The sequence below is a fragment of the Ignavibacteriales bacterium genome (genome assembly GCA_026390795.1).
Taxonomy (GTDB): Bacteria; Bacteroidota; Ignavibacteria; order Ignavibacteriales; family Melioribacteraceae; genus Fen-1258.
The window spans coordinates 2,099,078-2,116,113 of the sequence record JAPLFG010000003.1 but is presented as its reverse complement, the minus strand read 5'-3'; the positions used below and the strand labels follow the sequence as shown (position 1 = coordinate 2,116,113).

The window sequence follows — 17,036 nt, the reverse complement described above, 5'->3', positions numbered from 1 at the left end:
AATGATACTTATACAAACTGGAATAATTTTTTGTCTAACATTAATATTTGGTGGCCGCGTTGACTGCCAGGCGGACTTACCTGTTGATTCAGCAGTTAAGAAAAACCAGTCGCTTAATCTGGAAATTTATTTGCTGATAGGCCAATCAAATATGGCTGGAAGAGCCGATATTGAAATACAGGATCAAGACACTCTTGAAAATGTTTACTTGTTTACTGGTATCATTGGAAAAGAATGGGAAAGAGCTGCTAATCCATTGAATAAATATTCTACGGTGCGAAAGGATCTGTCGATGCAGAAACTTGGACCTGGTTATACTTTTGCCCGCGAAATAGCTAAAGCCTGCGTTGGAAAACAAATTGGGCTGGTCGTTAATGCAAGAGGAGGAACAGCCATTGCAGAATGGAAGCCAGGAACCACATTTTACAATGAAGCAGTAAAACGAGCAAAAATGGCTACGGAAAGTGGCACTTTAAAAGGGGTAATTTGGCATCAGGGTGAATCTGATGTTTCAAAAGCAGATACCTACCTTGAAAAAATTACTGAGTTTATCCAGTCACTTCGAATCGATCTTGGAATTCCGAATCTGCCATTTATTGCCGGACAACTTTCTGAAGACAAACCAGAAAGACATGCATTCAACGAAATGATTTTGACTTTGCCTTCTTTGGTTTCTCACACAGGTATTATAACCACTGAAGGTACCATTACAAAGGAAGGTACTCATTTTAATTCGACCAGTCAGCGGTTGCTTGGTGAACGCTATGCTGTTGAAATGCTAAAACTTTTAAAATAAAAAAATGCCTATCTGCTTTGCACAAGTATAGAAATTACAAGAAGGGTCTGCTTATTTGTTTGAATTTATGGGGAGTATATTTGAGGGGCACTCCTAATAATTATCCCTCACATCAACGACTGATTCATCTTAAACGTCCTTTCGGTATCAATTCTAAACAACAGTCTGAGACTTAAGATTACTTACGTTTTCATTTTGCCTAGTTACCGATTTTGTAAAAGCTTCCATTAGTTCGATTGAATGAAGAATGGTGGAAAAGTATTTTAAATCCTTTTTCATCATCAATCAAAACTTTTGTTGCATCAAAATTCTTTCTTAAGTAGGGATTACGTACCGAGGAGTCTGTTAACAGGTCATCCTTCAAGTGACGGGGTGTGTAATGATGAATTATTTTAACTTTCCTGCGTTCTCTCGATGAACAATTTTTGAACGACTTTGGTCATAATTTTTGATAAACACGGACATAATCAATTACGTAGAATACTGGAAAAGGTGTTGGTTTCGGATCACCGCCGGCAGTTCCTCCGATCGCAAGATTTATAATCAGATAATGCGGCTGCAGGAAAGGATTTTTACCTGCGGCATCTTTATTAATAGTTTCGGAAAGATCAACTGAATTCAAAAGTAAATCATCGAGCGAAATACGGATTTGAGTGCTGTCCCAATCCATACGCCAGATGTGAAAATTCTTCGCCCATTCCTCTCCTCCCAATTCCGAAACAGGCTTTCTGTAAGAATCCCATATTGCTTTCCCCGACTGTGCGGCTCCCCAGGCAAAGTTTGCAAGAATTTTTTCCTGATAATATTCCATCACATCAACTTCACCGTTATACGGCCACCCGCCACTTACGCCTTGAGTCCAAAATGCCGGCCAGAGTCCCGCACCAATATCAATCTTAGCACGAATTTCAATCCGCCCAAATTTGAATGATTTCCTGTTCTGTGTATGCAGACTTGCAGAAGTATATTCGGAATATTTTCTTTGCTCCTGCCATTTTGAACTTCCAGGTTTATATTTAGGATTTATAATGCTATCGCGCTTTGCCTCAATGATTAGAAATCCATTTTCGCAAGAGGCATTACTCGGTTTATAATATTGCAATTCCTGGTTGCGGATAAATCCAATTTCATAACCCCAGTTCTTAGGATCCGGCTGTCCGTCCTCATCAAATTCATCCGACCAGACTAAATTATATCCGTCCGAATTATATTCCGTTTGAACAATTGTATCTTTTTTACATGATATTAAAAGAAGGACTAATGAAAACGATATTATAATTACGTTGGTTCGCACAAACAGCTCCATCAGAGAACAGATTCAATAATAGGTTTGTTAAAATATTTGCCTGATAATTTTAGACATTGCCCTATTAATTGTTGTGAACGATTGAGAAATAAAAACACAAAAATATTATCTTATTATAAAAGTTATTCCAAATATTTGTTCAAAAAAGTCAGGAATACACTGGCAGTCCAAGTATACGATTGATCGCGGAATGGTTTACCTGTAACTGCATCAAAGTTTTCGGCAAATCCGTTTTGAAGACATAAATCACAATATCTTTTTGCAATTTCTTTTGCAAGTTCTTTTTCACCGCACTCATTTAAACCTTCGACGATAATATAAGTGGACGGAGCCCAAACCGGTCCGCGCCAATAACTGTCGTATGCATATTTAGGGCTTGACGGATTTTCCGTAGCCGGTCCATATTGAGTTAAAAGCCCGCTGTTTTTCAGATCGTTTACTAATTTCTTGCGAATATTTTCAGGAAGTCTTTTGCCCAATGCTATCGGAATATACGGCAACAAGCTCTGGCTGTTTTCAACATATTTATTAGTAATAGAATTTTTATAAACAAATTTCTCATCAATCCAGAATTCTTCCATCATTCTTTTGTATAATTTATCCGCCTTTATTTTCCATTCTGCCGACTCATCAGTCCTTCCTAATTTCATAGCTATTTCAGAGAGTTTATCCATCTGAATTACGAGGAATGCGCTCAGGTCAGGTCCCTCAACGGGAAAACCGGTATCAAAAACCGTTGCATTATCCCAGCCGGAATCATTTCCGTTATGATATTCAGGAATAAAATTTTTATTATCGTCTCTGTACTTAAGCCAGAAGTCTGTTAATTTTGCCATATAAGGATAAACTTCGCGGTACCGGTCCGGATTCATTACACCATTAATTTTTTCAAGCTGACCGATAGCATAGCCGTAAACAGGCGGCTTTGTAAACCCATAATGTATGAAGACATCCCGAAACCGATCGGGCAGTATTCCTAGTTCGTCCTGGTTTTCGAGAACAACCATAATCTGATCCCAGGCAATACCGGGATATGCTGAAGCCATGCCGATAGCATTAAAACAATTGTCCCAACTCCAGATATAGTTCATCCAGTTTTTTGACATCAGAATTCCCGGACGATGCATTAATCCTCTCGGATAAACTATGCTCGACCAATTAATATACAAAGCCAGGTTTTTCGCATCTTCATATTTTGCATTGACTACCGGTGATTTACCTGTGAAAGCTTCAAAATCATTTTTGGTTTTTGTTACGCATTCGTCAAATGATGAAGCATAGTCGCGGGGTTCCCATTCGGAAACATATTCTTCAATGGAAAGTTCGCATATATTGTCAACCGGAATAATTTTAATTTCGTACTCGGAATTCAATTTTGAAATCTCGATATTCCCTTTCAGACAGGTAATCATAAACCGGTCGTATCTGTCTCTACCGATGATCCTGAATTGTTTTCCGTCTGGCATTGCTATGGGATACTTAATCATGCTAGATAGCAGTTTGAAACCGTGGGGATTGCCTTGTATTCTTATCGTTTTGGGATTCTCAAAACATATTTTCAATTCGTTCTCTTTTGCATGCAATGTAGTAAGCCAGGGAGCCGCGTTAATAGAATACTCCATGGGCTTATCATTAATTCCAAGCGGAATGATTTTGAAGACCTGCCTGGTATCATATCCAATGAAGTGATTGATAAAAAGCGTATCCTGCGGAATCCGGTTATTCAAAGAAGATAATGCAAAATAAGATCCGGCAATACTGAAGGGAACTCGATTCAGGTCGAGTTTCAAATCCTGCGCAATGGAAGGAGAGTAAGAAAAGCACATTATTAAACCAACCAGTAACAGCAAATTTAATTTTATTTTCATGACTTCCTTCCGTATCAATATCATAATTGACGGAATATTTTCCACATTTTACTATTTAATCCAGTATTCCGAAATATAATTTTATCTATTTGCCTCCGACTTCCAAACTGTACTTCCTGCCGCTAAGTTTTTCAATTATCTTAATCATTTTGCTTCTGCTGTCTTTCACATCTTCAACATAATTTACCAGATTATCTTGAGTGTACTTGAACATTTTCGCATTTATATTATTCTTAAGATCATTCCAGTAAACCAGCATTTTTTCTGCCCCGGCAACTGCGTCATCAAGATTCATGAATAAATCCTGAATAACAGTTCTTCCATTTGTAAGTTTGTAATCATACTTCACAAAGTGGAAGTACGGGAGAAATTCTTCACCTTTAATGGGGTCGTTAAAAATTTTCTGTAATTCGGGAGTGTACTCCTCCATAACTTTTTTTTCCAACTCAGGACTGACGATTCCAATACCTTCTGTATTCATGCAATGAGTTGTTTTCTTTTCTATTAGGTCATCCTGTGAAGTATCAAACCAAACACCGCGGTACCCACGATATATATATTGATTTTTAAGTACATCATCAGACATAAAAAGTATCTCTTTTATTTTATCATGTATCATCTTATCATTTCCAAAAGTCAAACTAATCCATTCGTCATACACTTGTTCTAATGACAAATCCGGATTCCAAGCAAGTCTTCCCAATCCGTAATAATTAACCATATTAAGCGGGTTTGATGTCCATGCAGGCGACGGGCTGATCATTGATACACCGAGGAGACATTTAATATAGTTTTTGTTATAACTTCCTTTCCCATTATGGTAGTTATCATAATCGAGCCACCATTTCCATTTTTCAAGCCAAGACGCGGGCCAGCTTTTTGCGATAACCATTTCAGTTCCGTATGCTGTTTTTTGTATCGCGCCGTCAAGCGGAGAGATAGGCGCTGCGAGATCCCAATCAAGCGGATTTGATTTACCTACAATTGTCACGTTCTCAAGATACTTTCCGTCGTTCGGTTTATAAATGTCATATTGCATTGTATTTCTATACTCTTCGGTGATAAATGTATATCGGTATTTGCCGTAAACGAATCCTCTCAAAAGTATTTCGCCATGATAAGGCAAAAGGTTTTTAGCGATCTCATTGACCATTTTTGGCAAAGGATTTCCAAGTTGCGCCTCTGATCCAAGTTTGAGTAGGTAGCCACCAAAGTCCGGCACTCTTGCATACAGAGAATCTGCAGTTGATTTATCCAAAGCCAAAAGATAGTTGGGGGACCAATACAGTTTTATTCCGTAGTTTCTAAAAATTCTTGCAAGAGTAATAACTTCATTTAAATGATGTAGAAAATTATTTTGTTCCTGCCAATTAATTTCTGTTGGACAAACGGCATTCCAACCGGCAGAAGCTAAAAGCCGGGCCCAATCTTCAATTAATTTTGTATTCCCGGTTTTTAAATCTTCCCAACTATAAATGGAATTGTAACGGTTGCCTTCCCGATTGAACGGGTTGATTTTACCGCCATTCCAATCATCCCCATCCGTACCGCGGAACCATGACCAATGACCAACAATGCGGATTTTAACTTTTGGATTGCTGAGGACATTTAGATTAGTAAGATCTTCTTGCTGTTTAATTTTCTTAATTAATTCAAATGTACCGAAAACTACTCCGGCCGGTTCATTCGCGGCAATTACTAGAAAGGAATTACCATTAAAATTAAGAGACTTAATCACATATCCATCGTTTGTAACATTACTTAATCCTAATTGCGAGGACATTGATTTTATCAATTCCGATTCTGCCGGCGTTCCGAAAAGAATGTTACCTGTACTTTCATTTGTAGATTTAACCGGGAGAATTGTCCCGAACAATTCATTAACAGCTTTTTTAAATTCTTTACCTGCTGTATTTATCGTCGGGTTATTGCTTTGGATAATAATCTGTTTAAAGAGATCTGCGTATTTATTATCTACAATTTTGGAATTATTTAGCCATGCGTTGTATAGAACTTTATCCGAATCGTTGTACTGATATACGTTTAATTTTTTATCCGGTTTAATAACATCATCCCTATCTTTATATATTGAGTTGGTTTCTTTATATAACTTTGAAATATCAGCATCGTTAAGAACTTTGTCATAAATTCTTAAGTCATCAATAAACCCGGTGAATCCTTCGCCGATTAATATTTCTTTCAGCTCATCGGTTTTTAAAGATTCAACGTCTGTTCCGGATAAATCTATAACTGCGATCAGTTCTCCGTCACGCCAACCGGTGAACTTTTTGTTTTCATAATCGTATGCTACCGCAAATTGATGCCATTTATTCTCTTCAATCAACGCTTTATCGTGCGGATAAAATGCGTCCTCGCGCATAAGGTGGTCAATCCATTTTTCATTTTGTATTCCGCCTGCAAAATTAAATTTAGTTTCGCCTTTAAATCTCGGCTGCAGATAACCGCGATAACTTCTAAGTGCAAACGCACCGTTGTCATAATCAATCAGTGTGTAATTGTCCACCGTACTGGAATTAACCCAAAAACTGATTGTTCCCGATTTTATGGCCAGTGTTGATTTTGAGTCTGCTGGAATTGAAAAGGGTTTATCCTTCGGCATCATTTTAATACAATATTTGCCGCTTCCCATATCATAAAAATTTTTTGAGTTTATCACTGCATTATTTCCCGAACCGCTTAGATCCGCACTAGAGTTCTGATCAAAACTCCACCATCCAACCAATCCATTCCCACTCTTATCCTGAGCTGATATAGGGACACTCAAAATAAAACAAAAGATAAGACCGATAATCACCTTACTCTTTCCCATACATTCTCCGAAATTTTAGTTAAATCATAAATCCGTTATTGAATAAATATTAATGTAATTATTTTTAAAATTGTGTTAATTAATATCAACAGCCAATTTATTTTTTATATTACTCAGAATATTTTTGTCTTCGTTAATTGCCCGCGACCTGTTTGCAATGCGCCATTTCATTTCAAGTATAAATTTGTTGATATTATATCTGTGCCCGGTTTCATTATTCATCCCATAAATTACGCCCGGCATTCTGTTCATTTTGTCCAAAACGTTAAGAGCATTTTCAACCCATATCCTATACTCCGATTTCGGGTTATCCATGAATAAACGCTGTGCAAAATAAGCCTTAGTCCATTCTGCGGACAAACGGGCGGCATCGATCAGAAATTCGAATTCCTTTTTCAGGGGCATAATCTGTTCCGTTTTCAGATGCAGTTCAGCTTTTGCAATGTCGGAAAACGATTCATTTATTTGTCTAATGACTTCTTCTTTCTCTTCAATGAGTTTATTGTAAAATTCCAAATCCGGGTGATAGATTTTATCCTCGAGTTCCTTATCGGACGGATCCAGAGTCCATTTATAAATAGATCTTTCCGTAGGATGACCGAAGTAGTATTTATAGTCATCCCATTCAGAACCGATTGATTTAGTCAGCCATACTCCCAGATGATATCTGCAGTGATGATTTATAAATTGGGTTCTGATAAGCGCGGAAGCAATGTACGGTGCGGCAGCCTCATTATATCTTTTCCGTGCCCAGTCAACAGCAACTTCATTTTCACTCAAAGCGGGATCTTTCATGAAGCGGGAGAACGCATAAAGATTTATTTCGTGGCTATTTTCAAACGGTTTGTCCCAGAGAAATCTTGCACGTCCCACCATACCTGCCATTTTTTTATCAGCTGCCCGTCTTGCAAATCTTTGGATATATTCAGTTTGAGCATACGCACCTTCGGAACTTAATGCCTTTTCAACTCCGAGATCGATTTCGATGATATGTTTTTTATTCCCCACTTCTCCATGCATGCTGTCCGGCGGATAGAACGGATCGAATTCATGGAATGTGGTTTTACTCATAACTATAATATCATCGGGCAGTCTTGAGAGAGCGATTTTAAAATACTGCATCTCTTTGGGTTCGTAAAAAAAGCTTCTAAGGATCAGCTTTTTATTATATTCTTTTAAAACATCATAAATTAATTTTGTCAAACGGTAAATTCTTTCTGGCACATCGTATTTTGATTTAACTTCGGTATTCCGGAATAATTTATAATTACTTTCATGGAATGTAAGAACAAACCCGGCCGTATTGGGCATCACTTTAAGCAGTCTTTCATACCTGTCTTTGATGTACGGAAATAATCCGGGATCGTCGAAATTCACATCTCCGCCGGTAAGAAATTTTTCGGGAATATCATCGAATTCATGAATCCAGAGATAGTAAGGAATATTTTGTTTTTTAGCGAGCGAGGCGACGTATTTCAAATCGCTCTGCCAGCCGGCATGAGGTTTTGTATGGTCTTCACTTGCTGAATACAATTTTGAAAGGTGCGGATATTTTTTTTTCGGATCAAAATTTTCATCCGAGACGAGAAATCCCTCAACCGAGCGGAAAAGTCTGTGTGAAAAAATAAGAAAATTTACACCGTATGAAGGAGCTTTAAGAATAGCTTCTTCAAGTTTTGGTATATTATATTCGTGGAATTGCCATCCGTTCATTGAAAACGGGGTTGTGGATTGAGCCTCAATAAAATTACAGTCCAAGCTTAGACTTATGAAAAAATAAATTAAGAATTCTTTAATAATTTTTTTCATCCGTTCAATCCGTTTATAAAAATAATTAATTATTCTGCTATCATTTTTTCTTCGTGAAGAACTTTTCCGTCAACGCTGTAATGACTAAAAGTAAGAACCGGTTTGCCGTCAACTCTTTCAATATTTCCCCACAAAAAGCCGCCGACAATATTTAAATAAAGGTGCATCGGTTCACGCAGGTCCATACTGAATCCACCTGCGTGATCATCGGTAGTTGCACCGGTCGCAAATTCCTTTACCCCGGTTTCAGGATCAACAGATACGTATTGCCAGTGTCTATCACCTGTTACGACGAACATATTTTTCTGACTGCTGATGAATTTTCTTAGTTCATCTCCTTCGTGTTTAAATCCTTTATTGGCCAGATTATCGTTTTTCTTTTCGCGGTCGGGTCCAACCAGCGGAGTAGGGCTAATTAAAAGTTTAAATGTAGCATCCGATTCCTGAACCGTTTTCTTAAACCACTCTTTCTGTTCTTTTCCCCAAATCGTTTTGTCCGGTCCGTCAGGCATAGTATTGGGAGTTCTGAAATCTCTTCCCTCAACCATCCATATCTGTAGATCTTTGCCCCAACGGATTGTTCTGTAAGTTTGCTTTGTTATCGGCACCTGTTCTAAAAATATATCCTGCCCTTCTTTGAATGTGAAATCTCCCATCATGTCATTTTTCTTAGTAGGCCAGCAATCGTCCTGCCAGGTATCATGATCGTCTTTTTCAAAATAACTTGAAACATGTTTATGGAATTCTCTCTGGAAAGGCAGTGAATACATTCTGTTCCACTTAAATCTTGCTAGTTCCTTGCTCGTAGCTATCGGACCAAGTCTGTCGTAATAAACAATATCGCCTGTCATTACAAAGAAATCAGGATTGAACCCGTTAAGCACATTATAAATTTTATGACCGTTCAGGCTATCATCTCGTTGATAATAAGCCTGGCATGTAATTATTGAAAATTTTAATGGTTCAGCATCCTTTGCTTCTGGCGGTGTTTTAAAATTCCCCAGTATCTTTCCTTCCTCACTTACTGGACTCTTTTCATCTATCCTGCACTCCGTTACTAGTTCGTATTCAGTCCATGGCTCAAGATCTTTAAGAGAGAACTGATGTGTGAAGTCTTTTTCAGAATCCACTTTTTTCCAGGGCGTACTTTTAAGAGTGGTTTCTTTTTTTCCTTTTACCCAGTATTGAACCCTTACCTGCCCCTCTGAACCGGGGACTACATTCTGCATTTCATCCAATGAATGACCTTCTGGTATCTGCGGTTCACTGTAGATATAATGCTCAGGATTTTCCTTGCTTTTTTTACCTTTGATCATTTTAAATGGTATTCCATCGATATTGCGTTCTGAATTTTTCGTAAGCCTTGTCCAGATAATCGCGCTGTGCTGTGTAACTTCACCGATTTTTATTCCAGTGGCCTGGTAAGGAGCCTGGCAATTTGCGTTGCTGTTGAAGCCAAATACAAACAATAGAATCAAAAGGATTGATAATTTTAAGAATTTCTTTTTCATTCATCACCTCGTTTAAAAAAAATTAATTTCAGAATCGGGCTGACCTGACCCTATTTGTACTGCCAGTAATTAAGTTAGTATTGATAAAACATCTATGCGAGTTGTTCAAATTAATTTGAGATTCTCGTTAAGCTGCTTCCGTTTATTTTGTCATAAAAATCCATTGCTATGTCGGCATCTTTTTTCCAATCATATTGTCCTAAAGGATAAGGTTTTTCGTATTTCTTAATTTTATCTGCGACATTGCTGATATCTTTTAAACCTTCACCGATAGTCTTAACTAAAGCCTGGGTTCTGAATGATTGCCCCCTCATGTAAATTCTGTAACCGTAATAAGCCTTCGCCATTCCCAAAAATAGTCTGCTCGTAAGCTCCGTGCGCTCAAAAGTATTGTATAAATCAGTATAGCTTGACCGGTCTTTGAATTTATCTTTTAAATTGCCAATCATTGCCAACGCATCGGTTGCAAGTCTACGTCCATATTCTTTTTCAGTAATTACATACGAGAGATACTCTTCATTCATTAACTCTTTAGGTTGTATCCAATTATTCTCAACTACTTCCGGAATCTCTTTCGAATTCTTTTCGTCATCTGTTTTATACTTCGAAGGAGAAAGGTGATTCACAATATCAACCCAATATTGAAATTCCTTATTTACTCCATGGTTAATCGAGATTGATGGATTATCCATCCATCTGCCTGATACATGGCGTGTATATATGGAACGATAATCGAAATCCAGACTTGAGTGGTTAGCTGTGTTCAGTCCAAGTGTATAATAAGTAGATGTTATAATTTCAGGTGCCTTTTTGAATATTGATTTTAGAGGCTCTAAAACTTTTTCCCCATATCTCTCAGTAATAAAATTATTATAGATAGTTTCCATATTTATATTTGGATTTTCAGTTAAACTATGAATAGCAAATAGATTTATTTCAGACGGCCGATTAATTATTGTCGTAGAACCAAACCTGTCCGTTCTAATAGAAAATCCAATTACATTGGGGATAGATTGATAATATTCCCACCTTTTAAAATGAATTTCGGGGAATAGACTCGCAACAACACTTTGACCGTTAAACTCGTGTGTGCAATCAAATTCAATAATCACCGGAAATTTAATATCCTGAACCCACCATGCAATTGGATGGGTGATAAAAAAATCATGAGGGACTTCTTTACACATCACAATTATTTTGGGATTTTGAATAAGTTCAAAACATTTAAGAAGTGCAGACAACTCTTTACGATTATATGAAAAATCGCGGATATAGAGTTTTAGTTTCCGCTCATCAATTATAACTGAAGCAATACTATCAACTAAAGCAGCTAATTTTTCTTCTGAAGTTTTAAACCGAGAGGAGAACTGATCTTCAATACGTGAACCGGTCTCAATAAAAGTTAAAACAATCCCATTAACTTTTGGCACTAACTCGAGCATATTCCGGTAATCTTGTTTCAACCACTTCCAGAAATTAGGGTTATCTAAATCAATTTTTCCACCCTCAGCAGATCTGAATTCTTTGGGATAATAATCGAGGTTGTATAAAGCATGATCCCAAACTACAACTTCAGGAATTCCCTTCCGGTGCGCATCGTCGATAAGTTCGTTAACTAATTCTTGTTTTGGGGGATTTTTTATTTCTCTTAAATCACGAATGATGTTATGTGAAAGTTGTAAATGGTTTACATGGTATTTTACTGAGGCATTAATAACCTGAATAGCATTTTCTTTATTTGAGGAAAGTATATTCCACCCAATTACTTTATGGGGAATGGTTGATGCTCTTTCATTGTTGCAGCTTAGATTAAAAATTGAAACCGCTAAGATAACAGCGATCGTGATAATTTTCTTATATACGAGCATCATCAATCTCCTGAATTTATTTATTCAGCAACTCCGCCAATCTAGAATAAACTCATATTGCCAATTACATGTATTTTTTTTCAAAACTTCCTATTCGTAATTGATCCATTTACATCAGCAAGTCCCGGACAATCGTTTATGACAAAATCAGTAACAGTATTTCTTATTTCAACAAAACATTCGGCACCAGTTCCCTTTCTCATATTCACAGAATGCAAAGTGACGCCAGTACCATCGTCTATGATGAAGGATGGACGGTTGTCGTTTTTTTCAAAATCGATTTTGCAAACATTGAATTTCACATTTTTAATATGCCTTACATAAAATGCGTAGGCCGGTAACGGTGCTTTAAGAATATCTTTAATTAAATTTTGAGGGAATCTTTCATCATTTTCCGGAGGGTAAATTTTCGCTTTGGATAATGGTTGTTCTCCTTTTACGGTTATACTAACATTTATGAATTCGATGTTTTCAATTAGACTGTTTGCTTTTCCCCATATCACATTGCTCATTTCTCCGTTTATAGGATTTGAAATTTCTGTCGCAGTAATATTTTCAAAAACGATATTACTTATTCTGCCTGTGATATAATTTTGACCGGCCGGAATTCTTTTTACGTCGGATACTTTAATAAAAAACGGTGAAAGAACATTTTTCATAGTTATATTTTTATAAGTCAGGTTATTTATTATGCTTCCGTCATTGGACGTAATTCCCAAACCGTTTTTGCCGGCAAAATTTATTTGGATATCCTCAAAAGTGCAGTTGCTAATAGGGCCGATTGTTTCTGTGCCGAACATAATACCGTTGCATCCGGCTGAAATAGTGCAGTTTTTGACAAATATATTTGAAGTAGGTCTTATCTCGCCGAGTGAATAATCGCTTCCGATTTTGATTGCATCGTCGCCGCCTTTCTCAAGTCCGCCTTCGTATCTTACTGAATTAATTTGTGTATTAGTTATAGAAATATTGCTGCTGTTCATCATGTTGATTCCGTCTCTCCGAGCTTTCAGATTTAAATTGTCTATTTTAACGCTGTCGCAACCTGTCAAGAGAATTACATAATGAGCTCCGCCGCCACCCTTATAATCAAATGAAAGATCTGTGATTTCAATATTTCTGCAATTTTTTAGGGCAATCACTTTATCGCCCTGACCGGGTTTTACAGTACTTGACGTGGTTAATCCACCGGCATCTATAAGACCTTTACCGGTAAATTTTATGTTTGATAAATTTTCTCCCCAAAACATAGATGCCTGAATATGATAATATGCGCGGTCCATAACGTTTTCGTCAAACTGGTTACTTTCCCAGGGATCAAAACCGGTATTCATTGATTTAATTACTGCACCCGAATCCGCCTGAAGAGTTATATTACTAAGCAGGTGTATAGAATTTGTCGCATATACCCCGGCAGGAAATCTTACCGTTCCACCCCCGGCTTCACTGCATGCAATGATAGTTTTATTTATTGATTGTGTATCGTCTGTTTGGCCGTTTCCAAGTGCACCGTAATCTTTTACACTAAATACAATATCAGATTTACCTTCCGGTTCATAAGGCGCAGTAAAATTTTCGTTACAGAATGAAAAAAGGAAAATAAAAACCGGAAATACAAAGTATTTGATAATATTCATAAGCACCTTTTTCAATTTCGAACCTGGATTTTGTCTTCGAAAAATTTTAATGATTGAGTTTCAATTCATAATTAGCTAGTATTTTTAAATCTCAGTTATTCACTGCCAATCTTCCATGTTCGTCCGGAATTCCGGAAAGACCGAAGAAATAATTATTAATAGAATCTCTCCAGATTTTAGCCTGCACAAGCTGTTCTTTCAGTTTCTTCAGAATATGTTCAAACCTTTCAGCGTCTATTTCACCATTCAAGGATTTCCATTCCGTTATCATCTTTTCTACTTTATTTACGCCCTCAAAATGACTGTCGTAAATATGCTGTATTACAGTCTTGCCTGATTTAAGTTTATGAGTATAGGGTACATGATGAAAAAACAATAAAAGTTCATCCGGACATGTTTTAATATTGCCATAATATGTGGCGACTGTAGATGAATATTGATTGACGTAACCGCTTCCTGTTTCAGATGTACGGTCGTAACCCACACCAAATTTATCAGCATGATGAAATTTCCCCCGTTTTTCCGGTGCCGGGTAATAATGGGATATGTCACCACTTCCATTAGAAAGCATTCCAACACCGAGCGGTGAAGTATAACTTTCATATGTTAACCATGAGTCCAGCAACATTTTAGAAATTTTTTTAACGACTTTCTGATCATTTCCAAAAGTCATTTTGACCCATTCATCAGTTATTTGATCTGCAGGTAACGATGGATTCCATGTAAGACGTCCGAAACCAAATGTGTTAGCCTGAGCCAATAAATGACCTGTCCAATTAGAATCAGAACCTATATTTATAACGCCTGTAATACCAGTATTATTATTATTGAATAGTTTCCCGCTTATTATTTTTGATACAGTCGACTCTTTACCATTTAAGTATGTATCGAAATCTAATATTTCTTTCCACTGAGGAACCAGATAGCAAAGATGTGTTGAATGTCCTGTATATTCCTGAGTAATTTGTAATTCAAGCATCTGGTTAGTTTTAGGCATTGCTCCAAACAAGGGAGATACTGGTTCTCGAACCTGAAAATCTATAGGCCCGTTTTTAATCTGAATAATTACGTTTTCAGCAAATTCCCCATCGTCAGGGTGAAATATTGAGTAAGCCTGGGAAGCTCTGTCCATATCATTATGACCGTAAACAAATGCCCTCCATATCAGTAAACCATTGTACGGACCGAGTGCATTAGCAATCATATTGGCGCCGTCTGCATGAGACCGCGAATATTTCATCGGACCCGGCTCACCCTCTGAATCGGCCTTTACGAGAAAACCTCCGAAATCTGGAATTTGAGAATAGATCTCGCGGACCTTTTCACTCCACCATTTAATAACCTCCGGATCCATCGGATCAGCAGTGTTTAACTTCCCTATGACCACCGGACTGAAAAAATTTACAGACAGATATAATTTCACGCCGTAGGACCTGAATACATCGGCAAGTGCTTTTAACTTTTTAATGTAAGGCAATGTAAGAAGTTTCCAGCCGGTAAGATCTTGTTTAACTGTATTTACGTTGTTCACGACGCAACCGTTTATTCCAATTGAAGCCAGCATACGCGCATAATCCGTATATCTCTGCTCCAACTCAGGAAGTATATCCCAATGGAAAATTGACTCACCTGCATAGCCCCTCTCAATTGATCCTGAAGGATTATCCCAGTGATTTACCATTCTAAGTTTATTTTCCGGCTGTTGAAGTATATTAAGATTTGCAATTGGCTGATTTGTTTGCATCAATCTTAAAAAATGATAAGCACCGTAAAGCACTGCCTTATCGGATATCCCCGTTATGATTGTATGTACTTTATTATTAATGTTTACCGAAACTATTGCAAATGCATCGGGTGAATTAAACTCGGGCATTTTTGTAGATAGCAATTCTTTTATGAGAGGTGATTTTTCTAGTGAACCGATAATAATTGAACCGGAAATGGAGGGATTATTTGAAACTTTCAGTTCAACACCCAGCATATTAGAAATGCCGTAAACAAGTTCGTTCTGAGCAGAATTCAGAATATCGTTTTTATCTGCAACAACAATTTCTTTGCAAAGATTTTTATAATCTGCCAAAAATTTCGCATCCGAAATCTTACTGTATCTGAGCCAGAATTCATATCCATTTTCTGCAGAAGTTTGTTCGTATAAAAAAAATAAATTAAGGGCCAATAGAAATAATAATTTAGATTTACTCATTAAGACTATTTTAGACATAACTCACTCGTTTGAATAACACAATCATTCGGTTTAAAATTTTTTTAACTAATTATCTTCCTTTATCCTGCTTTTTACTGCAGATTAATGGAATAGAAATAAGAAATTGCGTACCTATTTGATCCGTTTGATACTATTTCATTAGCATCATTTTTTTAGTCTGATTGAACATTCCTGATTTAATTTGATAAAAATAAATGCCTGAAGGTAAGTTCACAGCATTGAAATTAACTTTATATGTGCCGCTGTAAAGCTCTTCATCAACTAGTTTAGCAACAGTTTGACCGATTGCGTTGTAAACTGTTAGTGTTGTAAAGCCAGAATTTAAAAGCGAAAAAGAAATTTGTGTTGTTGGATTAAATGGATTTGGATAATTTTGTGTAAGACTAAAATCCGTTGGTAATTCTGGTTTATAATCTTCTACCGAAGTTAACCCGGTTAGAGATGTCGGAATGGGTGTTCCTTGTCCTGGTGCATAAGCGCCGCCCAAATCCCAAATTAGCCAATCATAAAGTGCACCAAAAAGTCCAGCAGTGCTTGTATCACCTACTTTGATATAATTGTTTGTGTTAGCACCAGCTGTCGCCGTAAGAACAGGTGTAGACTTTTCATCCATATAAACATTCACCTGGTCACCCTTTAATGTAAAACGGAAGATGTGCCATGCTGTAGGATTTGGAATACTAACCTTAAGTTTTGCATTTGTTTCAGCGTATAGTGAATCAGGATAATTAAGAGTTAAATCCATACGGTAAGCGCCATCTCTCAAGGATACATACCAGAAACAATAGTTTGTCCCAGCAACTTTTGTTGCTGCAATTATTTCATCTGATGCCCTAACTCGAAAAACGCAAGTTATTCCTTTTGTCGGGTTAGCTACTGCTGCCCAGTTATTTAGCCATGATTCTTTCCGATCACCAATTAATTCGTTGATTTTATTTAACTTATTCCCGGAAATACTCGGGTCATCAATTACACTCCATAGGCTTGATGTCGAGACATCAGATTTGGTCCATAGTATACCATTCGTTGTTGTTGCTTCTGGCAGAGTGCTACAATCCCATACAGTCCATTGGGCATAAAGTTCTTCAAACGTCATTGTAAAAAAAACCAAAGCCACTAAAAATAATAGATGTCTTTTCATGTTAGCCTCCTAAGTAGATGGTTTTAGTTATAAATATCTTGCAAAT

10 protein-coding genes are annotated in these 17,036 nt (G+C 37.1%); 1 reads left to right on the top strand and 9 read right to left on the bottom strand.

The window, feature by feature from the left end; translation table 11 throughout:
• Position 1 precedes the first annotated feature (1 nt).
• Entirely contained in the window at positions 2-796 is a 795-nt protein-coding gene (locus NTX65_12795; GenBank protein ID MCX6170216.1) for a sialate O-acetylesterase, read from the top strand.
• Positions 797-1,235: 439 nt separating this feature from the next.
• Here the strand turns inward: NTX65_12795 and NTX65_12790 are convergent, their stop codons facing one another.
• The 9 genes from NTX65_12790 to NTX65_12750 all read right to left on the bottom strand — a co-directional run bounded on the left by NTX65_12790 (position 1,236) and on the right by NTX65_12750 (position 16,990).
• Complete coding sequence (locus tag NTX65_12790) at positions 1,236-2,090, bottom strand: glycoside hydrolase family 16 protein (protein ID MCX6170215.1); 855 nt, start codon at positions 2,088-2,090, stop codon at positions 1,236-1,238.
• Between the two features lie 134 nt (positions 2,091-2,224).
• Positions 2,225-3,970: a trehalase family glycosidase gene (locus NTX65_12785; GenBank protein ID MCX6170214.1), complete on the bottom strand. Its 1,746-nt coding sequence runs from the start codon at positions 3,968-3,970 to the stop codon at positions 2,225-2,227.
• Between the two features lie 85 nt (positions 3,971-4,055).
• Positions 4,056-6,800 (bottom strand): alpha-glucuronidase family glycosyl hydrolase, encoded by a 2,745-nt coding sequence (locus NTX65_12780; GenBank protein ID MCX6170213.1) that lies wholly within the window; start codon positions 6,798-6,800, stop codon positions 4,056-4,058.
• Between the two features lie 75 nt (positions 6,801-6,875).
• Positions 6,876-8,609, bottom strand: coding sequence for a hypothetical protein (locus NTX65_12775; protein MCX6170212.1), 1,734 nt, complete (start codon positions 8,607-8,609; stop codon positions 6,876-6,878).
• 29 nt (positions 8,610-8,638) lie between these two features.
• On the bottom strand, positions 8,639-10,120 hold the full coding sequence (locus NTX65_12770) for an alkaline phosphatase D family protein (GenBank protein MCX6170211.1): 1,482 nt from the start codon (positions 10,118-10,120) through the stop codon (positions 8,639-8,641).
• Between the two features lie 110 nt (positions 10,121-10,230).
• Positions 10,231-11,991 carry a hypothetical protein gene (locus tag NTX65_12765; GenBank protein MCX6170210.1) on the bottom strand — a complete coding sequence of 587 codons (1,761 nt, stop codon included), beginning with the start codon at positions 11,989-11,991 and terminating at the stop codon, positions 10,231-10,233.
• Between the two features lie 77 nt (positions 11,992-12,068).
• Positions 12,069-13,625 (bottom strand): glycosyl hydrolase family 28 protein, encoded by a 1,557-nt coding sequence (locus NTX65_12760; GenBank protein MCX6170209.1) that lies wholly within the window; start codon positions 13,623-13,625, stop codon positions 12,069-12,071.
• 91 nt (positions 13,626-13,716) lie between these two features.
• Complete coding sequence (locus NTX65_12755) at positions 13,717-15,846, bottom strand: alpha-glucuronidase family glycosyl hydrolase (protein MCX6170208.1); 2,130 nt, start codon at positions 15,844-15,846, stop codon at positions 13,717-13,719.
• 133 nt (positions 15,847-15,979) lie between these two features.
• Positions 15,980-16,990 carry a T9SS type A sorting domain-containing protein gene (locus tag NTX65_12750; GenBank protein ID MCX6170207.1) on the bottom strand — a complete coding sequence of 337 codons (1,011 nt, stop codon included), beginning with the start codon at positions 16,988-16,990 and terminating at the stop codon, positions 15,980-15,982.
• Positions 16,991-17,036: the final 46 nt, after the last annotated feature.